Source organism: Sphingobacterium sp. FBM7-1 (genome assembly GCF_020687765.1).
Taxonomy (GTDB): domain Bacteria; phylum Bacteroidota; class Bacteroidia; order Sphingobacteriales; family Sphingobacteriaceae; genus Sphingobacterium.
In genome coordinates, this window is the sequence record NZ_JAJEWJ010000013.1 from 1 (window position 1) to 26132 (window position 26132).

Annotated in this window: 22 protein-coding genes, 1 tRNA gene, 1 rRNA gene and 1 pseudogene; 8 read left to right on the top strand and 17 right to left on the bottom strand. The window is 41.7% G+C overall.

Annotated features, from left to right (window positions below; genetic code table 11):
- The 8 genes from LKO28_RS15125 to ettA all read right to left on the bottom strand — a co-directional run.
- Nucleotides 1–312 (bottom strand): 16S ribosomal RNA (locus tag LKO28_RS15125); the annotation flags it as partial.
- 470 nt (nt 313–782) lie between these two features.
- Entirely contained in the window at nt 783–971 is a 189-nt protein-coding gene (gene ccoS / locus LKO28_RS15130; protein ID WP_227695881.1) for a cbb3-type cytochrome oxidase assembly protein CcoS, read from the bottom strand.
- A gap of 32 nt (nt 972–1003) precedes the next feature.
- Entirely contained in the window at nt 1004–3421 is a 2418-nt protein-coding gene (locus LKO28_RS15135) for a heavy metal translocating P-type ATPase (protein ID WP_227695882.1), read from the bottom strand.
- A gap of 48 nt (nt 3422–3469) precedes the next feature.
- Complete coding sequence (gene hemN / locus LKO28_RS15140) at nt 3470–4825, bottom strand: oxygen-independent coproporphyrinogen III oxidase (RefSeq protein WP_227695898.1); 1356 nt, start codon at nt 4823–4825, stop codon at nt 3470–3472.
- A complete protein-coding gene (locus LKO28_RS15145) occupies nt 4812–5252 on the bottom strand; it encodes a lactate dehydrogenase (RefSeq protein WP_227695884.1) in 441 nt (146 codons plus the stop codon). Before LKO28_RS15145 ends, hemN begins: the two co-directional genes overlap by 14 nt.
- A 99-nt stretch (nt 5253–5351) precedes the next feature.
- Nucleotides 5352–6422 (bottom strand): response regulator, encoded by a 1071-nt coding sequence (locus LKO28_RS15150; RefSeq protein WP_227695885.1) that lies wholly within the window; start codon nt 6420–6422, stop codon nt 5352–5354.
- Between the two features lie 12 nt (nt 6423–6434).
- Nucleotides 6435–7619, bottom strand: coding sequence for a PAS domain S-box protein (locus LKO28_RS15155; protein WP_227695899.1), 1185 nt, complete (start codon nt 7617–7619; stop codon nt 6435–6437).
- A gap of 3 nt (nt 7620–7622) precedes the next feature.
- Nucleotides 7623–9305 carry an energy-dependent translational throttle protein EttA gene (ettA, locus tag LKO28_RS15160; RefSeq protein WP_227695886.1) on the bottom strand — a complete coding sequence of 561 codons (1683 nt, stop codon included), beginning with the start codon at nt 9303–9305 and terminating at the stop codon, nt 7623–7625.
- A gap of 182 nt (nt 9306–9487) precedes the next feature.
- Between ettA and LKO28_RS15165 the strand changes: the two genes are divergently transcribed.
- Nucleotides 9488–12052, top strand: coding sequence for an ATP-dependent Clp protease ATP-binding subunit (locus tag LKO28_RS15165; RefSeq protein ID WP_227695887.1), 2565 nt, complete (start codon nt 9488–9490; stop codon nt 12050–12052).
- Nucleotides 12053–12199: 147 nt separating this feature from the next.
- Nucleotides 12200–12613, top strand: a complete 414-nt coding sequence (locus LKO28_RS15170) for a hypothetical protein (RefSeq protein ID WP_227695888.1) — start codon at nt 12200–12202, stop codon at nt 12611–12613.
- Nucleotides 12614–12652: 39 nt separating this feature from the next.
- Here the strand turns inward: LKO28_RS15170 and LKO28_RS15175 are convergent, their stop codons facing one another.
- Nucleotides 12653–12817, bottom strand: coding sequence for a hypothetical protein (locus tag LKO28_RS15175; protein ID WP_227695889.1), 165 nt, complete (start codon nt 12815–12817; stop codon nt 12653–12655).
- A 628-nt stretch (nt 12818–13445) separates the two neighbouring features.
- Between LKO28_RS15175 and LKO28_RS15180 the strand changes: the two genes are divergently transcribed.
- Nucleotides 13446–13519, top strand: a tRNA-Pro gene (locus LKO28_RS15180).
- 36 nt (nt 13520–13555) lie between these two features.
- Nucleotides 13556–13762, top strand: coding sequence for a hypothetical protein (locus LKO28_RS15185; RefSeq protein ID WP_227695890.1), 207 nt, complete (start codon nt 13556–13558; stop codon nt 13760–13762).
- Here the strand turns inward: LKO28_RS15185 and mobV are convergent.
- The gene (mobV, locus tag LKO28_RS15190) at nt 13759–14745 is read right to left on the bottom strand and encodes a MobV family relaxase (RefSeq protein WP_000852935.1); all 987 of its coding nucleotides are present in this window, start codon (nt 14743–14745) and stop codon (nt 13759–13761) included. The genes LKO28_RS15185 and mobV overlap by 4 nt on opposite strands.
- Before the next feature lie 357 nt (nt 14746–15102).
- Here mobV and LKO28_RS15195 point away from each other — a divergent pair.
- Nucleotides 15103–15264 (top strand): annotated as a pseudogene (locus LKO28_RS15195) (IS91 family transposase); the annotation flags it as partial.
- A gap of 175 nt (nt 15265–15439) precedes the next feature.
- Here LKO28_RS15195 and LKO28_RS15200 read toward each other — a convergent pair.
- The 7 genes from LKO28_RS15200 to mobC form a co-directional block, all read right to left on the bottom strand.
- Entirely contained in the window at nt 15440–15742 is a 303-nt protein-coding gene (locus LKO28_RS15200) for a phosphoglucosamine mutase (protein ID WP_000251875.1), read from the bottom strand.
- An 86-nt stretch (nt 15743–15828) separates the two neighbouring features.
- Nucleotides 15829–16644: a sulfonamide-resistant dihydropteroate synthase Sul2 gene (gene sul2 / locus LKO28_RS15205; protein ID WP_001043260.1), complete on the bottom strand. Its 816-nt coding sequence runs from the start codon at nt 16642–16644 to the stop codon at nt 15829–15831.
- A 30-nt stretch (nt 16645–16674) separates the two neighbouring features.
- Nucleotides 16675–17115: a hypothetical protein gene (locus LKO28_RS15210; RefSeq protein ID WP_227695892.1), complete on the bottom strand. Its 441-nt coding sequence runs from the start codon at nt 17113–17115 to the stop codon at nt 16675–16677.
- A gap of 5 nt (nt 17116–17120) precedes the next feature.
- Nucleotides 17121–19280, bottom strand: a complete 2160-nt coding sequence (gene topB, locus LKO28_RS15215; RefSeq protein ID WP_227695893.1) for a type IA DNA topoisomerase — start codon at nt 19278–19280, stop codon at nt 17121–17123.
- A 40-nt stretch (nt 19281–19320) separates the two neighbouring features.
- Complete coding sequence (locus tag LKO28_RS15220; RefSeq protein ID WP_227695894.1) at nt 19321–21402, bottom strand: TraM recognition domain-containing protein; 2082 nt, start codon at nt 21400–21402, stop codon at nt 19321–19323.
- 43 nt (nt 21403–21445) lie between these two features.
- The gene (locus LKO28_RS15225) at nt 21446–24286 is read right to left on the bottom strand and encodes a relaxase/mobilization nuclease domain-containing protein (RefSeq protein WP_411028051.1); all 2841 of its coding nucleotides are present in this window, start codon (nt 24284–24286) and stop codon (nt 21446–21448) included.
- A gap of 28 nt (nt 24287–24314) precedes the next feature.
- On the bottom strand, nt 24315–24596 hold the full coding sequence (gene mobC, locus LKO28_RS15230; RefSeq protein WP_227695896.1) for a plasmid mobilization relaxosome protein MobC: 282 nt from the start codon (nt 24594–24596) through the stop codon (nt 24315–24317).
- On the opposite strand from mobC, the gene LKO28_RS15235 reads away from it, so the two are divergent.
- From LKO28_RS15235 to LKO28_RS15245, 3 genes are all read left to right on the top strand, one after another.
- The gene (locus tag LKO28_RS15235; RefSeq protein WP_227695897.1) at nt 24595–25176 is read left to right on the top strand and encodes a M23 family metallopeptidase; all 582 of its coding nucleotides are present in this window, start codon (nt 24595–24597) and stop codon (nt 25174–25176) included. The genes mobC and LKO28_RS15235 overlap by 2 nt on opposite strands.
- A gap of 316 nt (nt 25177–25492) precedes the next feature.
- Nucleotides 25493–25696 (top strand): hypothetical protein, encoded by a 204-nt coding sequence (locus LKO28_RS15240; RefSeq protein ID WP_000131876.1) that lies wholly within the window; start codon nt 25493–25495, stop codon nt 25694–25696.
- Nucleotides 25687–25908, top strand: coding sequence for a hypothetical protein (locus tag LKO28_RS15245; protein ID WP_001251694.1), 222 nt, complete (start codon nt 25687–25689; stop codon nt 25906–25908). The genes LKO28_RS15240 and LKO28_RS15245 overlap by 10 nt, the downstream gene beginning before the upstream one ends.
- Nucleotides 25909–26132 lie beyond the last annotated feature (224 nt).

Genomic DNA, 26132 nt, shown 5'->3' on the forward strand with positions numbered 1-26132 from the left:
GGTCACTCCTCTCAGAGCCCCTAGGCATCATCGTCTTGGTAAGCCGTTACCTTACCAACTAACTAATGCCACGCGAGCCCATCCATGTCCTATAAATATTTGACATAGAAACCAGGTGGTCCCTATGTGTTATGCGGTATTAATCCGTCTTTCAACGGGCTATCCCCCTGACATGGGCAGGTTGCTCACGCGTTACGCACCCGTGCGCCACTCTCATGCAGTATAGCAAGCTACACTGCAATCCCGTCCGACTTGCATGTATTAGGCCTGCCGCTAGCGTTCATCCTGAGCCAGGATCAAACTCTCCATTGTAAAAATGTAAAGTGACCCCGGTCTGTATCTTAGACCGGATCGTCAGTATTAATGTACTGTACGGCCCGGACCGGATCAATTGTAAATCTTAAATCTACAGCAATCCCCCCAACGGGGTAACTGCTGCGCTACATGATCATCTATCTTTAAAGAACTTATATCGCCGCCGCATCGCGCTTCAGCTATTATACAGAACCGAAATAAAACCGGTCGTGTTATCTTGTTTTTATCACCCCTCGTTCCCGAAGGGACTGCAAAGGTAAGGAAGTTTTATGAAAGAAGCAAATAAAAAATTTATTTTGTTTCTAAACCCTCTTTTCACCATTGGCGGCCGTCATCCGGACACCGTCCCTCCCTCGCGGAGTGGTGCAAAGGTAGAAACTTTTATAACACACTCCAAGAACAAAAACACTATTTACACCCCAATAACCCTTAAAACACTGATAGATTGAGGAATAAATTTACAATTATTAACGCACCTTCTCATTTTTGTTCTCATCCGAATGGTTTTCTTCCATTACTTCATCATCAAATAGAATCCGAACGGAGGGCGTATACGTATCTTCATGCTGTCCGGTTTTATTAGCCCAGAAAAATGCCGCCAGAAATATCAAAGCGATAAAGACGCTACAACCAATTAAAAAAAATATAATTCCCATCCTCTAAAATTCTACTACAAATTTACTGATTCCTAATTAGATATAGAAAAATTAGCCAGTAAACCGTTCCGTTTAGCATACCAGCGCGTCATCAAACTCGTAAACGAAATAATAGTTACTGTACTAATAGGCATCAGAATAGCCGCAAATAAGGGAGACATTGTACCTTGTACAGCAAAACTTAATCCCACTACATTATATATCAGTGATATTGCAAAACTCATGTGTATAACCTTCACCGCATCTTTCGCAAATTCAAAGAAGGAAGGCAATTTACCAAAAGAACCACCATCTAAAATCGCATCACACCCCGGTGAAAAATTATTGATATCGTCCGACACAGCTATACCTAAATCCGCTTTCCGCAATGCACCCGCATCGTTAAGCCCATCCCCCAACATACACACTTGCCTTCCCCTGTCTTGCCAAAAATCAATTTTATGTAACTTATCCGACGGGCTTTGATTGAATAACAAACTCGCCTGTTTTGGGAAAATAAGCTTCAAGGCATCAGAACGCCGTTCATTATCGCCAGAAATTAAATGCAAGTCATACCCTTCTTTATTCAAGGTACCCACAACCTCCAGCAAGCCATCACGCCAAGATTGCTCTAAAGTAAAGTAACCTTTCACCACCCCATTTATCATGACATACACAACCGATCCATCCTGGTATTTATTTTCAACATCCAAAAAAGAAGCAGATCCCACCTTAACCTCGTCCAAACCAAACCTGGCCTGCATCCCTTTACCACTAATTTCTTTAAAAGCATCTGTCTGCAAAATTGTGGTATCTCCAATCCATTTGACAATCTCCCTGCTTAAAGGATGATTGGAATTTCTGCAAACCGAAGAAACGAAAGCACGCTCTCTTTCTTCCAATTGACCTTCAAATAACATTAAAGATGATTTAGGAGAGGAAATTGTCCCCGTTTTATCAAATACGACACAATCTATAGCTGACATTTTTTCTATGGCAGCCGTATTCTTTATATAAAACTTATTCCGATCGAAAATACTTAACGCAGCAGATAACGTAAAAGGAGAGCTCAATGCCAATGCACAGGGGCAAGCAATAATTAACACGGCCGTAAAGGCACCCCATGCTTTTTTCGCGTCACCTCCAAAAAGCCAAAAAACACACGCGATAATAGCTATACTCACTAATGCTAGGGTAAAATATTTACTGATAAAATCAATAAAGGTATCAAACTTTTTCTCCTGTGTTTTAAAACTATCGTTATTCCACAACCTGGTCAAATAACTTTGCGATACATTTTTCACCACTTCCAACTCAATCGCTTCTCCGACCTGCCTTCCTCCAGCATATATAATCTCCCCCAATGTTTTATCCACCGCCTTTGATTCACCCGTTACAAAACTAAAATCGACCGAGGCATTCCCTTTCAATAAGATGGCATCGGCTGGAATGATTTCATTGTTCCGAACCAAAATACGTTGTCCAACTGCTAAATCGGCTATTTGTATGGGCTTTTCTCCAGTCTCTTCAACTACCGTCACCGCAACCGGGAAATAAGATCGATAATCGCGTTCAAACGAAATGTGATAATAAGTTCGCTGTTGCACCCATTTACCGATCAAAATAAAAAACACCAGACTACATAGGGTATCCATAAAGCCTGGACCAGTCTGCGTCAAAATCTCCAAAGCCGAACGAAAAAATAACACAAAAATACCGAGCGCCAATGGCACATCTAAATTCAATCGCCTCTGTCTTAAGCTAAGCCAAGCCGATTTAAAATAATCCGATGCGCTATACAATAAAACAGGGATGCCAAAAGCAAGATTCATATATCCAAAAAAGTGCGCATACTCCTGCTCAAATGCTGCCATCCCAAAGTAATCGGGAAAACTAATCATCATCGAATTTCCAAAACAAAATCCGGCTACGGTGATTTTACCAATCAATCCACGATGATTAAACTTCTTCCCTTCTTTTACAACATCCTGTAACGTAATTTTAGGTTCGTACCCAATCTGCACCAATAGATCCACTACCTGTCGCAAAGAGATTTCCCGATGTTTAAACGTGATACTGGCCTGCTTCTTCATAAAATCAACTTGCGAACTTTTTACGCCGGCATGTAATTTATAGAGATTCTCCAAAAGCCAGATACAAGAACTGCAATGAATTACCGGAATATAAAACGTAATTATAGTAACATCATCATCGCGATAATCCACAAGCTTCGCTGCTATATTCGGTTCGTCCAGATAATTTAGATCCGCTTTGGGGCCTTTCTGTGCTTTTCCTGGGTGTTGGTTATAGCGATAATAATGATGCAGGTTACTTTCATTGAGTATCTGATATACTGTTTGACACCCTAAACAGCAAAAGCTATGACTATCTAGTTCATAAGCTGCTACGTCCACCCTATCACCACAATGGAAACACTTTTTCTCTTTCGCGATTTGTTTTGACTCCAACATTATCTTACTCTAAACTCCTGAAATAATCCTAAAAACCCTCTAAATTAGCTATATCGCCTGGCTAAATAACGGCTCTGATTCTTTTGACAACTGCAATCGCTGATCAAATGCCATACAGATATTTCGCAAGAAAGACTTCCCGACACTTGTTGCCGATATCACTTCTTCATTACATTCCACCAACCCATCAGCTACTAGTGGCTGCACACGTCTTACAATTAAATCGTTTAGCGGAAAGCCGGCCTTTAACACCACCTTTCCTTTACACATCATGTCTAATATATAGCGCCGCAACACCTGATCTTCCTCATTTAACAAATGTCCTTTTACGACTGGCAAGATTCCTTCGTCCAGCATCTTGTAATACAGTTCGACCTTTTTTACATTTTGCGCAAAACTACTCCAAGCATCACTGATCGACGATACCCCCAAGCCTATTAATACAGGCGTATAGCGATCAGCATAACCCATAAAATTTCGATGCAAACTTCCCATTAAAGCAGCCTTGAAAAGTTCATCGTCAGGTTTCGCAAAATGGTCCATACCCACATCCCTATAACCCTCTTCCTCAATCATTTGTTTACCCAACCTGTAAAGAGCAAGCTTCTCCTCACCGGCCGGTAGATCATCTTCCGTAAATCGGCGTTGCCCCGGTTTCACCCATGGTACATGCGCATAACTATAAAAAGATATACGATCTGGCGACATACGCAACGACTTCGCTATCGTATCCGCCACGGTCTGTCGTGTTTGTAAAGGCAAACCATAGATCAAATCAAAGTTAATGGAAGTATATCCTATTTCACGAGCATCATCCATTACGCGCACCACATCCTCCACGGATTGATGACGGTTAATTATATGTTGCACTCGAGGATCAAAATCTTGAATCCCCAGACTTAAACGTCTGAAATTAAGATCAAATAAAACCTGCAGATGTTCCTTGCTTGTATTGGCGGGATGAGCCTCAAACGAAAACGACGCCCCTTCTTTTACGGTTGCGCCATCCAATAACCCTAAAATCAAACGTTGTAGATTTTGTGGTTCGAAAAAGGTCGGCGTTCCCCCTCCTAAATGTATTTCCCGGATCACAATATCGTCATCAATAAGCGCCTTATACATCCGCCATTCTTGGAGAATATAGTCAATATAAGGTGTTTCGACTGCATGATTTTTGGTAATACGCGTATTGCACCCACAATAAGTACATAAACTTTCACAAAATGGAAGATGCACATACAAGCTCATCCCCTCCTTCTTTGAAGCCGTATAAGTTGTTTTCAAACGACCTATCCACGCTGTTTGATTAAAGTTATCCGATTCCCAAAAAGGCACTGTGGGATAACTCGTATAACGCGGTGCTGCCACATTATACTTAGCGATCAAGCTATTATTTTGTTCCATCATTTCTTGTGCTTAAGTTCTCCAGTTTACATTCCTTGACACAACAACACGCTAATCCTACACATTTACCCTGACCCCAAAGATTGAGGTTGCGAATAGTCTGTTCAGCAATACCTTTCGGGCTGCGATCTTCGTAAGGCGTATTCGCTATCTGAATACCTAAAGCGTATGCACGCAATAAATCAATATGCTGCGTGGTGATCGAACGCGTAACTATCTTATGCACACCCGCTCGTTGTAACTCTTCTAACAACTCAGCACCCAAAAGATCGTCCTCGGAAACGATGACCACCTCTTTCCCGTAAGCATAATGAATAGTACTAAGGTTTAACATATTGGAAATCAGCGTCAGATCATGAATCTTACCGTTTGCAATCGCCAACGACTCCTTCTCATAATCCTTAATATTATATGCGACAGCTTTCATGAGGTCTAACTTCAGTATATAAACTGACACAAAAATAACAAGCCTCCCTGAATATTGGGATGTACCGCATCAAGTTAGAAAATGATATTCATCACTTAATCATCTCACCGCTTTCAATTTAGCGATGGATGGAATAATGATCGCATTCCCTGTTTTAGTGATTAGTTTTTCATCTTTGAAATCGGCCAGCATACGGCTAATCGTTTCATTAGCAGTGCCGGCTAACGCGGCAAGGTCGTCCCGAGAGATACGTACAATAATTTCTCCATCCTGACCTGGTGAAGTCGATTTTTCCGCCACATTCACCAATGCATTAGCTACCCGCTTCCGCACGGTATCATAAGCAAACCCCAGCATTTGCCCTTCTTTTTCACGAATATTACCCGAGAGCAATGTAATAAACTTACTCGCAATAACGGGCTTATTATAAAGCAATTCAAAAAAACGATCTTTAGGAATCAGCGCAATTTCACAATCTTCAAGCACTTCCGCATTATCGCTATATTGTTCATTAAGCAGCAGTGCCTCGTATCCAAAAAAGCAGTCTTCCGTATGAATACCCGTTGACAATTCTCGACCGTCCTGATACAACAGAAAACTACGTGTTTTACCTTTTAGTAGATAAAAAACGAAAAGCGGTGTATCCCCCGCTTCGTAGATGTGTTGCTTTTTTCGAAGCGATTTGACACGAGCCTCTTTTACTAAATCTTGCAACAAATAAATCTGTTCGTCTTCGTTAAGTTTTAGCGAAACACCATGCGACCCATTCATCAAATGCTCATTAGCTGAAAATTTACTCCGCTTACGTAAACGGCTTTCTATGGCATTCAGCAACTCGATATCATCAAATGGTTTTGTCAAATAATCATCAGCTCCCATTTCCATCGCTTTACGGATATCCCCTCGTTCCGACTTCGCAGTCAGAAATATAAATGGAATATGCGCAGTGGTTTCATGCTTACTTAGCATATAAAGCACCCCATATCCGTCAAGTTCCGGCATCATGATATCACATAAAATCAGATCAGGACGATGCTTGATGGCCATGTCTACGCCTTGCTTGCCATCAACGGCAGTTAACACCTCGTATTCACCTGTTAAGGACAAAATTTCTGCTGTCCCTTCTCGGATTTCGAAGTTATCTTCAATGATCAATATCGTTTTAGGCATTTCCAATGTACTTTATCCTTGGAAGCTCATTTTAAACATGGCTCCCTCATTTATTGCAGAATGGTATTCCAAAGTTCCGTCCATTAATTCTATGTAACGCTTAACAATGTTCAGTCCTAACCCCGTCCCTGGGATATTCCCGGTATTATGCGCCCTAAAAAACGGCTCGAATAAGTTTTTCTGGTCTTCTATCGGAATTCCTATTCCATTATCCTTAATAAAAATGATACATGCACCCTCTTTTATTTCGGTAGAAAACTCAATAAATGTATTTTCTCCCGAATATTTAATGGCATTTGAAATTAAATTGATTACACTACTTTTAATCAAGTGCGCGTCCAAATAAAATGTACCAATTGCACCAGTGTGCTGATAGACGATATGCTGATTTTTTTTGCAAATCATCTGCATTTCCTCTGTTATCTCCTCCGCAAGCTGCACGAGATTAATATCTGCTTTATTCACGACCACCCTACCCGCTTCTAATTTTTCGAGGGATAGAAAATCATTCAATATATTATTTAATAACTGAACAGCGCTACGGATCCGGTTCGTGTGCTTAATAATATTTGAAAAATCAGGACGCTCGGCATATTTCTCGATCAAGGAAGCAGACAACTGCACCGAGCTTAATGGTGTACGGAACTCATGCGAAGCCATAGAAACAAAGCGTGATTTCATTTGGTTAAGTTCTTTCTCTTTTTCCAAAGAAAGGCTTACATCAGACTTTGCTTTCTCCAATTCGGAAACCAATTTGATAAGATCTTTGGTTCGCTCCCGCACCTTCTCCTCCAATTCATCCGCATGTTTCCGTAATTCATCTTCCGCGGCGCGTTCTTTCGTTAAATCATGGATAAAACCTGTAAAGATATTTTTCTCTTGATAATGCACTTCACTTACCGCTAAACGAAAGGGAAAAGTAGTACCGTTCTTTTTTAATCCGCGAACTTCTCGACCAATCCCAATAATTTTTTTAACCCCCGTTGTCTGATAGCGCTCTATATATTCATCATGGAGGCTGCGATCAGGCTCGGGCATCAACATAGATATATTGTTCCCAATTACTTCACTTGGACTATACCCGAAGAGCGTAGATGCTGCGGGATTGATCGATTCCACAATCCCGCGATTATCAATGGTGATAATACCATCAATTGCATTTTCGATAATCGCCTCAAGAAGTTTAGCAGAATCGATCATCTATTTTACCAACTTTTTATATTTAATACGTTTCGGCCCCGTATCACCCAAACGTTTCTTACGATTCTCTTCATATTCCGAATAATTCCCCTCAAAAAAATACACCTGAGAATCACCTTCAAAAGCTAAAATATGCGTACAAATGCGATCAAGGAACCAACGATCGTGTGATATGACTACAGCACAACCACCAAAATTTTCCAATCCTTCTTCCAGCGCTCTCAATGTATTCACATCAATATCATTGGTCGGTTCATCAAGAAGCAACACATTCGAAGATTTTTTTAATGTAATGGCCAAATGAACCCTATTTCGCTCCCCTCCCGACAATACACCAACCTTCTTTTGCTGATCTGCCCCATTAAAATTAAATTTTGAAACATAAGCACGGGAATTTACCGGTCGGTTTCCGAGTAGGATGTTATCATTCCCTTCCGTAATATTTTCCCAAACCGTCTTATCCGCATCTAAATCATCGTGGTTTTGATCGACGTAGCCCAAAACGACGGTTTCACCGACTTTAAAAGTACCCGTATCAGGCTGTTCCTGTCCCGTAATCAACCGAAACAATGTCGTTTTACCCGCACCGTTCGGCCCTATAATACCGACGATACCTGCTGGCGGCAGCGAGAAACTCAGGCTTTCGAACAATAATTTATCGCCATACGCTTTTGAAATATTATCAGCTTCAATAACCGTATTTCCCAATCGCGGCCCCGGCGGAATAAATAGCTCCAACTTCTCTTCCCGATCTTTCGTTTCCTCCGACGCGAGTTTTTCATAATTATGTAAACGCGCTTTCGATTTTGCATGCCTTGCTTTTGGTGCCATCCGCACCCATTCCAATTCCCTTTCAAGCGTTTTCTGGCGTTTGGTTTCCTGCTTTTCTTCTTGCGCTAAACGTTTTGCTTTTTGGTCTAACCAAGACGAATAATTTCCTTTCCACGGTATTCCCTCCCCTCTGTCCAACTCCAATATCCATCCCGCGACATTATCCAAGAAATAGCGATCGTGCGTAACCGCAATAACCGTACCCTGGTATTGTTTTAAATGTTGTTCCAACCAATCAATAGATTCCGCATCCAAGTGGTTGGTAGGCTCATCCAGAAGTAAAACATCGGGTTCCTGTAACAACAAACGACAAAGTGCCACCCTTCTACGCTCCCCACCGGACAAATTGGCAATTTTTGCTTCTGGATCCGGACAACGCAAGGCGTCCATCGCCCGCTCCAGTTTACTATCCAATTCCCAGGCATTGGTCGCGTCGATTTGATCTTGCAACTCCCCTTGCCGCGTTAGCAGTTTATCCATTTCGTCCGGATTTTCATATACTTCCGGCAAACCGAACTTCTCATTTATTTCTTCATACTCTTTAAGGATAGCGGTTGTTTCTGCTACTCCTTCTTCTACAATCTCTTTCACTGTTTTCTCTTGATCCAGTTCAGGCTCCTGAGCCAGATACCCCACGGAATATCCTGGAGAGAAAACTACTTCTCCCTGGTAAGATTTATCCAACCCCGCAATAATTTTAAGCAAGGAGGATTTACCCGAACCATTCAATCCAATGACACCTATTTTAGCACCATAGAAAAAAGATAAGTAGATGTTTTTAAGAACCTGTTTTTGCGGCGGGTATATCTTATTTACACCGGCCATTGAAAAAATAATTTTCTCGTCAGACATAAGATTGTATTCCTATTTTTTGTACAAATATAGTCATTTTTAGTTCGGAAAGACTGCCATTTTGATCGTTTACGCGCTGTGGCGTAATTATTGATAAATCTGATAAAACACTATATAGGATTTATAATAAATTTTTATACATTTATAACATCCTATCATTAAAATAAGGAAAGGTTTAATACATGGAAGCAAAATTTTCACCACGCGTAAAAGATGTTATTTCTTATAGCCGCGAAGAAGCATTACGACTTCGCCATGATTATATTGGCACGGAACATCTTTTGCTCGGCTTGATTCGTGAAGGCGATGGAGTGGCGATAAAGATTTTGAAAAATATTGGAGTCGATATAGGATCAATCCGTCAATCTACTGAAGATGCCGTCAAAGGCTCATCAATGTCTCGCGCACCTATTGGGAATATGCCGTTGACTAAACAAGCAGAAAAAGTACTAAAAATAACGTATTTAGAAGCTAAGATTTTCAAAAGTGATGTCATCGGCACCGAGCATTTGTTATTAGCTATTTTAAGAGACGAAGAGAACATTGCTTCTCAAGTCTTACAGCAATACAATATCACATACGATATATTTAAAAGCGAAGTCGAGCAAAACAAAACTACGATTACAGACGAAGCAGCAAGCTCGTCGACCGGCGATGATGATTTCGCGGATGACGATCAACAATTTACCGCGCCTAAAAAAGTTTCCGATATTAAATCGAAAACTCCGGTGCTAGACAACTTCGGACGTGATTTAACCAAAGCGGCTGAAGAAGGTCGATTAGATCCTATTGTAGGACGTGAAAAAGAAATCGAGCGCGTGTCGCAGATACTGTCCCGTCGTAAAAAGAATAATCCGATATTAATTGGAGAGCCAGGTGTTGGTAAATCGGCCATAGCGGAAGGCTTGGCTTTACGGATCGTGCAGCGCAAGGTATCGCGCGTGTTATTCAACAAACGTGTTGTTACGCTCGATTTAGCGTCTTTGGTTGCCGGAACAAAATACCGCGGCCAATTTGAAGAACGTATGAAAGCGGTTATGAACGAGTTGGAAAAATCACCGGATGTCATTTTGTTTATCGACGAAATCCACACGATTGTAGGAGCGGGAGGCGCTTCCGGATCGCTGGATGCATCCAATATGTTCAAACCTGCTTTAGCCAGAGGAGAAATTCAATGTATAGGTGCAACTACGCTAGACGAATACCGCCAATACATCGAGAAGGACGGCGCGTTAGACCGTCGTTTCCAGAAAGTTGTTGTAGAACCAGCATCGCATGAGGAGACTGTGGAGATTTTGAATCGTATAAAAGACAAATACGAGGAACATCATAACGTGACCTATACACCGGATGCCATCGAGGCTTGTGTTTCTTTGACCACCCGATATATTACGGATCGTTTCTTGCCCGATAAAGCTATTGACGCACTAGACGAGGCAGGTTCTCGCGTACACTTAAATAATATTCATGTGCCTCAATCTATCCTAGATATCGAAGAGAAAATTGAAGAAGTGAAGGTAGAAAAAAATAAAGTGGTGCGTAGTCAGAAATATGAAGAGGCCGCAAAACTAAGAGATACCGAGAAAAAACTACTCGATCAACTGGATAAAGAGAAAGCAGCTTGGGAGGCCGAAACCAAATCCAAACGTTATACAGTAGCAGAAGATAATGTTGCGGAGGTGGTATCCATGATGACGGGTATTCCTGTACAACGTGTTAATCAAACGGATAGCCAGAAACTATTGAATATGGCAGAAGCGGTCAAAGGCCGTATCATCGGTCAAGACGACGCCGTACAGAAATTAGTAAAAGCAATACAACGGACACGCGCGGGATTAAAAGATCCGAAAAAACCTATTGGTTCCTTCATCTTCCTAGGCCCGACGGGTGTGGGTAAAACCGAATTAGCGAAAGAGCTCGCACGATTCATGTTTGATTCAGAAGATGCACTGATCCAGATTGATATGAGCGAATATATGGAGAAGTTCGCGGTATCGCGTTTAGTAGGTGCGCCTCCGGGATATGTAGGCTATGAAGAAGGCGGACAGTTGACTGAAAAAGTACGTCGTAAACCGTATTCGGTCGTGTTACTAGACGAAATCGAGAAAGCCCACCCAGACGTGTTTAACTTATTACTGCAGGTCTTGGACGAGGGGCAATTAACCGACAGTCTGGGAAGAAAGGTAGATTTCCGCAATACGATTATCATCATGACCTCAAACATTGGTGCTCGTCAATTAAAAGAGTTCGGGCAAGGTGTAGGATTTACGACCTCTGCAAAAGCAAACCAGGCGGACGCTCACTCGCGAGGAGTTATCGAAACCGCATTGAAACGTGCCTTTGCACCGGAGTTCTTAAACCGGGTCGATGATGTTATTGTATTCAACTCATTGAATAAAGAACACATCTTCCAAATTATCGATATTGAATTAAAATATCTTTTCCAACGCATCAAAGGTTTAGGATATCATATCGAATTAACCGATAAAGCTAAAAACTTTATTGCCGAGAAAGGGTACGATAGTAATTTCGGAGCTCGACCGTTGAAACGAGCTATCCAAAAATATATGGAAGATCCTATCGCGGAAGAAATATTAAAAGGTGAAGTAAAAAATGGTTCCATCTTACATATCGATTTTGATGAGGACAAAAAAGAAATTATCGTCAGCGGTGTAAATCCACAAGAGACACCAGATGATTCTATTGAGTCCGACATTTCCGAATCAAAAGGCAAAGAAAAGGAATAATATTTTTCAGATATAAAGATAAAAAGCGCTCTACTCCGGTATAGCGCTTTTTATTTGGCGTATTTTTTGCTTCTTACTACTAAACTTTTAACTTTTTTTAACGTCTTATTGAATATAAATAAATTAAGTCACCCTTATACGATACACATGAAAAAAATTCTATTAGCCTTTTTAATAGGCACAGCGACACTGGCGGTAACAAGCAGTTGTACAAAAGAGTATTATGATGTGGTACCGAGTATCACAATGGTATATGAACGAACTGCAAATCAGTGGGGAGTAGATGAGCTGGATACCGATTATGTAGATTTAAACGTTCCTGAATTGAGGGATTATTACGTAAACCAAGGAATTGTTAATGTAGCCATTAGTTTTGATGACGAACAGACCTATTTTGCGGTTCCTACCACTTTAGACGGGGTTGCATATTCATATGATTATACCACCGGGTCTGTAAGACTTTATGCGCAGGATCCGATTCTGGACAGCGGGATTGCGGTTCCGATTCCACAACATCTTTTTATCAAAATTTCATTAACGGAAGCCGATTTTGTGCAATAGTTCTTTTAAACAGCACGTTAGATATCCGACAGCCATGTCCTACACGATATGGCTGTTTTTATAAGATAAACTCTTAGCGTATTTCAATACTCTTTCGCTACGTAACATGGATTCGGATGCATTATACTTCATCGTAGCCGCATCACTTGTAGCGATCATGTCATTCGTCTGAACGACTACCTGCGCCGTGTTTTTGACTATCACATTCCACATTTTGGCTACAATGATCTACTTTGAGCCGTCTGCAATATTCTTTAACCTAAATACAGAAGTCATATCCCCTACTCCACTCACTTTTATAGAGCGCGCATTACGCAATGCGTTTGAGTACACATACTGGGAGGCACCGACATTACACTATAGATTAAATCATCCTTCTTTTCAGATAAAATAACCTTTCGTTAAAAGCATGTTACGTAGCATAGATTCAAACACAAGTGTATTTACACTAAGATCAATACGCTTCATCCCAAAAGCGCGGCACGAAAGTATACGGTTCGTTTACTTTAGCCTGTTGATGCAACAGCTAATCATTATGGCATAGATGTGTGCCGCGAAGCTATTTAACTTTATCATAAAGAGTAAGTGAGATGATGCTGTGACATATATACCCATCATGCAGGCAAAGGTATCCATTCCGGCTTCAAACAAGTTTATTGCTTTGTTGTCTGTTAGCGCCGGGAGACTTCATCCCGTACCCCCTACCTGGCGTGAACAGCATAAAAAAATATCAAGCATATTATCAAGCATTTAAACTGCAAATCAAAAAAACATATTGACAAAATTAAAATTAACCCTATCTTTGTGCCACAGAAAAAAGGTGATACCTTTTCGGGGTGTAGCGTAGCCCGGTATCGCGCCACATTTGGGATGTGGAGGTCGTAGGTTCGAATCCTGCCACCCCGACAAAAAAGCTCGACAGTAGTCGGGCTTTTTTTGTTCGTGGCAGGTTCGAGCCGTGGTTCGATCCGCAGGAGCTTTAGGGATGAGTTTGGGGTAGTGGGGCTAAAGCAATCCTGCCAGCCCTTACACCCCGGTTGCTTAGGGTTGGTTGAAAGTGGTTTAGGGTTGGTTGAAAGTGGTTTAATGTTGGTTAAACAATGGTTTAAGGTTGTTCAAGGTTGGTTAAAGTTGGTTGAAAAGGGTTAACGGCCCCTGCTGCGGTCGCTGCGCTCCCGTTCCCGCTTGGCCTTGAATCGCTCTTTGATCTGCTGGGCGCGCTCCTGCTTCTCCTGCTCGTTCTCCTGCCGCAATTTCACCGCCTGCCGGATCAGTCCCGCTACCTGATCCTTGGATAGCCCCTTAAACGGCTCCTGAAGGGCCTGTAAGCGTTTTTGCTGCTGGGCTAGGGTTTCCCTTAGCTCCTTGGCTCTTCGCTCGTTCTGGGCGCTTACAGCGGCTTTCTCGGCCATCGGCTGCACAGACCCCATTATTTTGGCGTTCAACCTTTGCGCCACCCCTTCGACCGTCTCCACGGCTCCGAACACCTTCTCGGCCAGTGACACCCCCTTGACCTTCTGGGGTTTCAGCTCGTCAGGCGTCAGGTGTGGCACGTCTCGGCCTGCCTGCTGGATCGCCCCATAGTGGGTTTTAACTCGCTGGTGTGTGGCCCTGCTGCCCTCGATGCCCCGTTCAAGCCCCAGATCGGCCACCCGTTCGGCGTAGCTGGTCTGGTCCTGGCTCATCTTCGTCCGGTTGCCAATGAACTCCTTGGCACTCAGGCGCCCGTCAGCCGTCCGAGGCACCACGAACGCCGACAGGTGCGGGGTCAGCTCATCCCGGTGGATCGTGGCCGTGACCACGTTCTCAGCGCCGTACTTGTCGGCCAGCCACTCGGTCGATCGCTTGAAGAACTCCCGCTGCTGGTCGGCGCTTGCGGTCTGCCACCACTCCGGCGAGGCGCTCATCACGTATTCGACCGCCAGCACCGCATCCTTGCGCCGCTTCTCCGGCAACCGCTCCCTGAGCTTGCCCATCGCCTCATCGGTCGATCTGGCCGCCAGGTGATCGTTGTCCGGTGTGCGCTCCTGATCGGCGTTCGGCGTCTCGCGGTCGCGGTAGCAGTGCTGCAACGCAGCCGCCACCGTGCCCATGCTGTTGAGCTTCTTCGCCCTCATGATCGCAAACGCCATCCGTCCCCCTCCGCACTGTCAGATTGCTGCCAGCCCGTCGAGGTACGAATGTGCCTCCGGCGGGCCACTTCTTTGAAGTGTACTCACTAGACTTTACTCCGTAAAGTACGTGACCGCTACGCGGTTGCAGCGGCCTGCGGCCTTGCTCTACGGGCTTCGCCCTGCGCCTCCCTTCGGTCGTTGCGAACACCTTGGGGCGCTGCCCCAAACCCCGCGTTCGCCACGTGGCAGGGGTGCAGGTGGCCGCGCCGCTTCGCTCTGCTCTACCTGCCCCCTTGCCTGAGCGTGGGGGTCACTCCATCACGTCAAGGGTTCGCTTCGCCGGGTGCTCACCCGATCCCTTCCGCTTCGCTCCAGGGCTGCGGCGGCGCCATGAAAGTCATCGCCTGCATTGAAGACCCTATAGTGATCAAGCAGATCCTTGATCACCTGAAGCACAAAGCCGAAACCAGCGGGACCAGGGCGTTACCCGAAAGCCGGGCGCCACCGGCTGAGCTGCTCCTGGGTCTGTTTGACTGACGAGCCTGAAGGCCAACGATACCAATCAAAATGCTGCGTTCACAGCGCCGCGGCAGGGATCCGCCGTGCTGGTTGTCGGAAAAGGAGCCGCTAGTGGGAAAGAGGAGGGTAAATTTTCAGCGTTGCTGGCTCCCCGTCAGCCGGATTGGGTTGCATCGCAGGGGTGTCGAAAGAGTCAACTGCGGTCCAAAGCTGTTGGACTTGGGTGAAAAGGGCGTTTATTCTTCCTATACGTTGTCGGCAGCGGGCCAAAAAGGAATACGTCCATGCCCATCGAGGTGAAACCGGCTGTGAGCGCGGGTTCAAGCATATAGCCCGACAGGCGCGTATCCTTGCCGATCACGACACGATGGCGGTGGTCACCGCGACGAAAGACACGGCCAGCCGCCATGCCGACGCGCAAGGCGGTTTCCGCCGTCATCGCGCCTTCGTTGGCTTTGCCACGAATACCGTCTGTGCCGAAATATTTGCGCACCATAAGGTCGATTATCCTGTCGTCGGGTCGCCCTCAAAGGGGACATGCCTGCTGAACCGCGAATATAGAGAAATATCCCGAATGTGCAGTTAACGAATTCTTGCGGTTTCTTTCAGCGCCGCCAATACCGCCAGCCCGTCGCGCAAGGGGCGCGGCTCGTGTGTGCGGATGAAGTCAGCTCCACCTGCGGCGGCGGCAAGCTCTGCAGCGAGTGTCGCGGCCCCGACATCCCCCGGACCACGGCCTGTGAGCGCGCGCAGAAAGGATTTGCGCGAAACAGACAGAAGCACCGGCAAATCGAAGCGCAGCCGCAATTCATCGAACCGCGCCAGCACCGAGAGCGAGGTTTCGGGAGCAGCCCCCAGAAAAAACCCCATGCCGGGATCAAGGACAAGGCGGTTGCGTTTGATACCGGCACCCGTCAGCGCCGCGATGCGCGCGTCAAAGAACGCCGCAATGTGATCCATGATGTCGCCAGCGGGTGCCTCGCGCCGATCTGCCTGCCCGTCTTGCACCGAATGCATAACGACGAGTTTGGCAGATGATTTCGCCAATTGCGGATAGAACGCAGCGTCTGGAAAACCGCGAATATCATTGAGATAGGCCACACCACGCGACAAGGCATAGGCTTGCGTCGCGGGTTGATAACTGTCGAGCGAGACGGGAATGCCATCTGCCTTGAGCGCGTCCAGCACCGGCGCGATACGCGCGATTTCTGTGTCGGACGAAACAGGCGCGGCGTCGGGATTGCTGGATGCCGGACCGAGGTCGATCACATCTGCCCCCTCGGCCATCAGCTTACGCGCCTGCGCAATGGCTGCGTCTGGCGCCAGATACCGGCCTCCATCGGAGAAACTGTCCGAGGTTATGTTGACGATGCCGAAAATGATGAGCGATTTATTCATGGGGGCTTCTATAATAATAATAAAACTAATTTATTTTAACGATTCTTTCAATTCTTCTTCTGCGTTGGTTATTGCGATCAACGCATTTTTTATATGTTTGTTCTTTTCAAAAAGAATATCATTGATATTAACCTCTTCTAAGGATTGTTGTTGGGACTTGATACTCGGCCGGTTTAAAATTTCTTCAAATCTATTATCGGGCAATATTATCCAATTTAAATTATATCCTAGTCCGTGGTATAGGCAAAGTAATTTAATGAAATTGCCGATTGCCCCTTTTCCAGCCTCCAAATTAGAAAGAGTTGCATTAGAATCGTTAAGTCCCAAAATTTCACTTACGTCGCTTTGGGTAACCTTCTGAGCGGTTTGGTTACTGAAATGCAGGCGGACTTGTTTTAAACGCTCTCCAACAACTTTAACATCGAAGTTATGAAGATATTTTAAGAGTTCCGGTTCTATTCTAATTGACATTGTAATTATTTTCTCTTAGTGTCAAATGCAAATTCTATTTTAAAATCATCTGTTAACAATAACCTTGCTTCAAATTTTTTATTGCCCTTCGAAACAAACCCTTTAATCAGGGACGATTTCTTTTTGAGACAAAGTTCTTTGATTATGTTTTCCGTTAGGTTGTACTGCGCAATTACCTTATTAATGCTAAAATTACAATTTTTTTGTAACACTTCAGCACAGAAATAAGAAGACTTCCCCTCCACTAAATTAGATTTTTTGCATTTAGGGCATAAAATCTCGGCTTTAGTGTTGGATTTTGTTAATCCAGGAATTGCTGCATTCTCAAAAACGGACTGTAAAGCTAATATATTTCCTACAATTCGTTCTGTAAATTTACGAATATTTACATCAAAAATATCTTTGGTGATTTTTCCTGAAGCAATTTCATTTAGTTTCTGCTCCCATTTACCAGTAAGGTCAACCTTGCAGATTTCCAGTGCCTGAAGATGAGAATAAATGAATAGTGCTAGTTCCGTAGGCACAAGGTATTTTTTTTCCTTTACTATGTATTTTCTTGAAAACAGGGTTTCAATGATACTTGCACGAGTTGCAGGGGTTCCGATCCCAATATCCTTTAACGTTTCCCTCAGTTCTTCGTCATCAACTTCCTGACCAGAAGTTTCCATTGCTTGTAATAACGTTCCCTCGGTATGGAATGGTTTGGGCTTTGTTTCTTTGCTTAAAATTTCAAGTTTATTATTGACTATAACATCTCCAATATTCAAAGGTGGTAATGAGTCATTTTCATCCTCTTGCTCTTCGTTATCTTTTTCGGTATTTTTCTTAGTAGGATTGAATAAGGTCTCTACTTCTAGCCATCCGTTTTGTTTAATGATAGATCCAGTCGCCTTTAATTGAATAGTGGGATGAGTCAATATAATTTTGGTTTTATCTTTAATGGCTTTCGCTGAAAAGGCTTCTAATACCCGTTGAAGAACAAGGTTATATACGTTCTTTTGATTTTCCTTTAGCTTGGATATCTCTGGAAAATAATCGGTAACTAGAACCGCGTGATGATCTGTAACCTTTGAAGCATTTACAGACCTGGTATTTAGCTCACCTGTGAGCGCTTTAGATATATAAAATTTTTGTGCGTCGTTCAAAATACCACTTGATTTTATCTTCGATAGAAGTAGTGGTATTTCCTTGAATATGTCATCTCCAATATATCTAGATCCTGTTCGTGGATAAGTAATATACTTAGATTCGTAAAGCACCTGCATAATCTTCAAAACCTCGTCTGCGGAATAGCCATATTTTTTATTGGCTAATTGCTGCAGTGAACTTAGATCGTGAAGTAATGGTGCATTTTCATTGACTGTAGTTTTAGTTGCTTCGGTAATTTGGAAGGGGTTGCCCTGGATTGATTGTACGTTTGGAACTTGTGTTCTATCTTTATATTGATCGCTGTTTGCTACAAACCTGATCCCATCTTTTTCAAAGAATCCCTTAACAACAAAATAAGGCGTTTTAACGAAGTTTTTGTTTTCGAGGTACCTTTGTATGATTAAACATAGAGTGGGTGTTTGAACTCTCCCTAACGACAAAATTGTGCGGTTTTGGTTGGCAATGGTTATTGCAGTGGTGGCATTCAAACCTAAAAGCCAATCAGCTTGCGACCTTGCTTCTGCAGAGTAAAAAAGATTGTCGTAATCCTTTCCGTTTTGTAAATTGCTGAATCCATCCGCAATTGCCTGTTGAGTTAGGGACGATATCCATAAGCGCTTGAATGGCACCCTGCATTTTAGATAATTGTAAATATTACGGAAGATCAGCTCTCCTTCCCTTCCAGCGTCAGTTGCAACTATTATCTCTTCGCTCTGGTTGAACAGTTTATTGATAATCGAAAGTTGCGCTCTCGCGCTCTTGCTCTCCTGCCTTTTCCCATTAACGAGCTCAGGCACTACGGACAATTTAAACTCGCTTGGTAACATTGGTAGGGCAGATTTGGAAAATGATGCATATCCGTATTCTTCGGGAGCTGCCAAACCTACCAAATGACCAAAAGCATAAGTTACGAAATAACCATTTCCTTCGAAGTAACCCTGTTGTTTGTTATTAGCCTTTAGATGACTTGCCAGGTCTCGGGCTACAGATGGTTTTTCTGCTATAACTGTAATCATAATTTCAAATTTAAGTTTAACATAAAATTAAGGTCTATGGTTAGAATTCATCGTCATAATATCCTGAAATCACTTTTGCATATTCCTGTTCGATCAGGGCTTCAGTTTCCCGCATAATCCTTTGATAATTTTCCTGTTGAACCTTTTCAATATTAATGGATCCTGTGCTATCCTTAAACCGTTGTTCTTTTATTATAGGCCTTTCCATTTTTTGGAATTTTTCGTTGTTTGGGTGTTCCAATCGAAGATCTCCCAATGAGTCTATATCAGCTTCACCAATTGAGAATTTTATAGGCAACTTATGCTGAACGGTATCCGATAATTTTAGCGCAAATTCCCCTTGGGATAATGAGGCTACTTTTGCTTCAGGAATCACAAATTCCAATTGTGTGCTTGTAGAGGTCGATGTGCCGGAACTTGACTGCGAGACGGAAAGTCTTTTTTGCTTAATTTTCCCAAACATATCTTGAAAAGCTTTTGCTGTTTCCCTAACTACTCTACCTGTAATAACATTACCACAAACATTGATCACAACATCGGCAATTTCCTTTTTATAATCTTTTATCAATTGTGTGAAATCTTGGAAACCTAAGAGTACGGCAACCTTGTTGCTCCTTGCTGTCGATATCAATTTATCAATATCCTTAACATACACTGTGGCAAGCTCATCGATTGCCAAGAGTGATGGCAAATTGTTTGGTCTATTGATTCGTTTCACTACCTGACCCAAAACTAATGATAGACATGGTGTATAAGATTGCGCTTTCTGTTCATTATTGACTAAGCATAGATAATATGGCTCGTTTGGATTCGAAATATAACAAGAGGCTTCGTTATCACTGAAGGCCCAATATATTTTTGGCGTTGCCATAGAAGAAACAGCCATCTTTACCGTAGCCGTTTGTCCAGACAGCTGTTCCATTGCACCATCATCCAAAGCATCTTTAAACGCACTGGAAATAATCCTGGTCTTTGGATGGTTGGCCAAAACAGTAAACATTTTCTCTCTTCCGGCTTTACTATTGATAAACGAAATTACATGTGGAAAAGAGCTGCAGTTTCCTATAGTATCACTTTTGCTTTCCAGACAAGTATATCGTAGAAATGTAATGCATGCTGTAAAATAATTCTTTGCGGATTCAGGAAAAAATTCTCCTTGTTTAGTTGCCCAGGTGCGATTTAAGTTTTCCATGAAAACATAGCCTATATCCTTACAATCTTCCTCGTCTTGGAGATTGTCAGGCGAGAAGGGATTCAACTGAACTGATCGCATTGGATCATCAATGTCGAATGCAACGAATTTAGGCAGCACCTTACCTTTGAAATTTGGATGGTTCATTATAGATTTACTGTTCATCATCAAGTACCTATAAGTCATATTGGTAAGTTCTCCCAATTTGTAATCATAGATGCATGCAGTAAACCCGTTCAATAGGCATTGCCGTATATACTCATTTATAAACACAAAAGATTTACCAGTACCGGGATTTCCTGTTACACTTGTCCCTGCAAAAGGATTAACTATATTCCAATAAATTCGCTTGCGCTTTCTTATTGCCGAGCGATTAAGCGTCAATGCCGGTATATAAATAGAATATAGATCATCACCTATTTTTTCATCTACTTGATCAAATTCTTCTTCATCTTCGTTGAACCTATTCTTTAATAAGTTTTTCTGTTTAACCATAGCGATGTAAATAAATAAGTTCCTAGTCATATAATAGAAACAAATCAAGGTAAATGCTATATAAATAGATGCTACTACAGAATGGGTAAAAGGTAATAGGATAATAAGGTTGCTGGTCACAAATAGAACCGTAAAAACTATACCTATTTTGAGATACGTATTCAATGAGTACGTCAATTCAAAATGGCGCGCTTTATTTCCATAGAGGAATAAAAAGACAAAGTATAAGATTATAACTTTAAAGATGTAATCCAGTTGTATTACTCCCCCAGCTTTTGATATATAAATTCGAATGTATTTTTCAACCGTAGCGCTTGTAAAACCGAACGATTGGAAAAGAGGATACCCAATTACATAAAAGGACAAAAGCAGTGTTGCTGCTGCAACGAGTAAACCTAAATTCATTAGGTTGTTGGCTTCCTGATGGTTACTCATAATTCAATTATTAATGCGTTTAATTCTATTATTATATCAGATGTTAATCTGGCGTTTTTCTTTTTCTTTTATCATTTCTAGCGGTATTTAAACCGTCCTTAGATGGTGTATTTTGGAACATTTGGCCAAGTGAATTAACAATGGTTTGTGCCTCATTCAAAACATTGGAAGGGGCTTCCTGAGCATAGAAAGAATAGCTGTTGTTGATTATCTCCCCTATCCTGTTTTCAAGTTTTACAACAAGATCATCTTTATCAAAAATTCTATTCGATATATCATTCGACTTTAAATTACCGTCAATTGATGTTCGTATCTGATCCAATATATTAGGATTGGAAAGATTGCCTGCAATCTGTTTTTTCGATAGTCCGGCCGCCTTCCAGCCATTTATATATGTATTTAAAGTGTTTTTGATGATAACATTAGCTGTTGACATTGGAAGGTAATCGCTATATATTTTATCAAAATATTTAGCCATTCTTCCATCAGCGGACAATGCCTGGTCTATCAGTATTTCTTTCTTCTCAAATGGGAAGTCCTTCAAATTTTGAAGTTTTTGCTTTAACAAGTCTGAAATTCCTTCCTTGTGAGTTAAAGCATAATTATAAAAATCTATAGTTAGATTACCTGTAATGTGATGTTTGACATCTAATGTAAAATCCTGTCTTAAAGAATCAACAAGAGATGAAAATTCCTCGGTTATCGCCTTCCCTATTGCTAACTGTTCAGCCTTTTCTACAATATACAGTTTCAACTTATCTTGGTCCTTTCCAAACAGATCAATATAACTTGAAAACTCATTGGCATTATATTTAAAGTATAATTTTGATAACTTGGGCTCGCCTTCCTCCATTAAATTTGTGTAGGCTATAAACTGGTCTCGCTCTTCGGCTTTGTTGTTTATGAGCTTGTTTAGCTCCAAAAAAGGCAAGATTACAGATTCAACCTTTTCAATGTGCCTTTTTAAATATGCATCAAGTTCAGTTTCTTTAAATAGATTAGTTTCTGAAAAGTCTAATTTTGATAAAATTTGTTGAGCATAATTTGATTTGTCCAATAAGAAATAATTGTATTGGTCTATCCTTTGGTCTAATCCACCTGAAATTAATTGTGCTGCTGCTTTCTGTACAATATCTGTTTTGGCAAGTACAACCTGTGAATTTAGATAAGCATTGACATTCGATTCAAGAACTTCTTTTATTGTTTGTATATCAAACTTCTGTAATTCTTCAGTTTGGGATGTTTCTTCTTTAACCAGGTCAATTACTGTATTTGCTAATGCTTCATGATTATTGGTGATATATTTAATTTTTTCGACATTATTTAAGTCAGTTAATATGTCAGTAAACTGTTCTTGAACACTTTTTTTAATATGTTCTTTTAGAGGAATCAGAGCAAATTCCTGTACCTTGTTTTCTATAAAACTCTCTACAGAATCTTGAATGCCAGCATTAGTAATCAGTTTCAAATCAATAGTTGATTTTATAAAATCAACATAGTCTGAGCCCTCATGTTGAAATTGATTTTCTATATAATCTGTCTCGGTCACTCCGTCATAATTAGTCAGATATTCCTGTAAATTCGTCTGGTAGTATTCCCCTAGAGCTTTAAAGATCAATCCCTTTTCCTCAACGAAAGAAGCAGATTGCTCCAGTTTATTTATCTTATCAACTAGGTAATTTTTTACTAAGTGTTCAAGGTTATCATCTTTTATGCCTTCATTAAACAAAGCGATTTTTAGATCGCTAGAAGTATTTTCTTCTTTTGCAAAATTTAAGGCAGAGGTTCTTATGCCCAATGATCGCATTTCGTTATAAAGCTTATAGAAGTTATCCTCAAGAAGTTTACTTATGGTTGGCTTGGTTGCGATAGTATCGTTTACTCGGTCTTTAATAGCATTGAATGAATAGTCTTTATTTATGTCTGATGCTTTAAATATAAACCCTGTTTTTTCGTCAAAGTATGACAAGCCGTATGCCCTACCATCTTTGTAGGTATCATATAGAGGAACTATGTTTTTTTCTTTAAGTAATCGCTCAAAGTCTACAGAATTGATCGAATCATAGTTTTTGAATAGAAGTGATAATGTACGGTCTATTCGTTTGGGGTTGGATTTTTCTTTTTTACCGATGTTCTTTTGAAACGCCCTTGAAAGTATTTTTTCATTGAAAGCCAAATAAAGGTCTGATGCCTTGATCATTGGTGTATCAGGTCGGTCAAGAAGACCAAATACATAACCTTTATGGCTATCAAATTCGTCTTTAACCTCTTTTATCTCTACTCCTAATTGTTTGTACAATTTTCTGGTTTCTGCGAATGTAGTTGGCTTGTACTGCTGCAGAACTAGTGTGCTAGCCTTAGCAACAATCTTACGAACCTGGGCTTTGCTTGCTTTTTCCGATGCAATGTCAGCAACAAGCTCCTTATAATCCTTTAGACCTTTTAAAACGCCGTTTTCCTTACTTGGTTTAAAGGAAGAAACAAGTTTCAAATTGTATTTTTTTTCTATTTCTCTAGTGGCTTTTTGAGAGGCAAAATAATTATTGTACATATTTACTTTCTCTCCATTTTCATTCATCAAAGATGTACAAATGTGTATATGCTGATGAGCTGTGTCGTGATGTCTGTAAACGACGAATTGTCGATCACTAAACCCGGTCATCTCCAAATATTCCCTGGCAATTTTAGAAAACGTTGCGTCATCAAGATCCTCACCAATCGCAAGTGAAAGGGAAATTTGAATATTAGAATTTTCAGTTTTAGTTTTTTCTGAAAGGGTATCTAGAACAGAAATAGCAATGGATTTATCTGCCATAGCATCGGTAGAGCTATCTATTATAGTAGCTTTTCCCTTCATTACTTTATTGTGATTATAAAGTATCATGGAAGCGGCATTCTTACCCGATGTTATATTAGCGATCACTAATTTTTTTATTTAAATCTATAGCAAATTTATATAAGTACTTCATATCATTTTGCAACTCTTCGATAGCGGATTTATGAGAAATATTATTAGTATAAATAGCTTTTGCAATCTGATTAATATTGTTACCAATTCTATTAATTTCATAGTTGAAAACCTTCAACTCGTCTTTTAAAGAATTAGCAACGAGCAAATTTTTATTTACATCGATATCCAATAAACATTTATATCTGATGTATTGCGATAGTTTTGAATATTCGGTTTTCTCCATGTCTTTCAATAGCTTTTTATTGTCGGATTCTGAAAAAAATGAAATTTTGGCCAAGATCTATTCAGTTGAAAAAGACATCCTGGTAAAAGCTAGAAACATTGATGATATTAAGATAGTAATGGATAAGATTTTAATCTATTCGCCCAATCTTAGAAAGTTTCCTGTCCTCTTCCCTATTAGACCAGGCGAGGCTAGGATATCTTCAACTTTCGGTAGACGGGTTGCCCCAAAAAAGGGAGCATCATCTAACCATAAAGGTATAGACTATGCTTCACCGAAAGGTACACCTGTTTATGCTCCTGCAGATGGTATAGTGACGGTGGCCACTAAAGGCGTAAAAGGCTATGGAACAATGGTAAAAGTAAAGCATAGTTTTGGTTTTGAAACTATATATGGCCATTTATCAAACTTCATTGTGAGTCCTGGGGATTCTGTCAAGATTGGAAAAGTTATTGCTTATGTAGGAAATACTGGCGTATCCACTGGCCCTCATCTACACTATGAGATATTAAAAAATGGGGTTAACCTTAACCCCATTTCATTTACTGTCGTGATGGAAAATAAATTCGCTCAAAAATAATAATCGAGCATGAGTCTCATACGGATGCTCGGGTCGAAAGGGAATCCCCAGGCGAGTAACCTGTTTGCGGTGATCCATTAGCTGCAGGAGCAGAAGAGCATACATCTGGAAGCAAAGCCAGGAAAGCGGCCTATGGAGCTGTGCGGCAGCGCTCAGTAGGCAATTTTTCAAAATATTGTTAAGCCTTTTCTGAGCATGGTATTTTTCATGGTATTACCAATTAGCAGGAAAATAAGCCATTGAATATAAAAGATAAAAATGTCTTGTTTACAATAGAGTGGGATACAGACACGCTTGATATGTTTGGAGATCAGCCATGACAGATCCACTCAAAGCCCTTTTCGGCAAGCCTGATTACTCCCATATCGTAAGGGACACCACGGCCACTATCAGCATCACAGCCGCTGAAATGGCCGCTGTTTTGGAGGCTTACGACAGGGGTATAGACACGCTGGACGGCACCACCAGAACGGCGCTGGATTCCGTTATATCGAAACTCAAGGACGAGGTATGGCCATGAGCATGTATTACATCAAGACAGGTCTGGAGTACTGGAAACCCAAGGGCTACGGGTACACCAAGAGCCGCGAGGAGGCGGGGGTTTTCACCCTCAAGGACATGGAAGAATTGAACCTCGATGGCTGCACCCTGGAACGCGCCGAAGTGGCGTTCCTGGACGAGGACGGCCCCAGTCCCGACCTACCCCACCGCGTCACCCTGCCCCGCGATTGAGCGGGGCGCTGGAGGGTTTCAAAGGGGCACCCTTTGGCACGGGATATGTGTCAAAAACGGAGTTTTTGTAAACATATCCGACGTGCCTGTAAATCCGCGCGATTACTGCCACCCCGACAAAAGCCACTGATAATCAGTGGCTTTTTCTTTTTTCGGACACATTTCGGACAAATTATATCTGAATATTGATTATTCAATAACCTAAGCAAAGTTAAGTTAAGCTA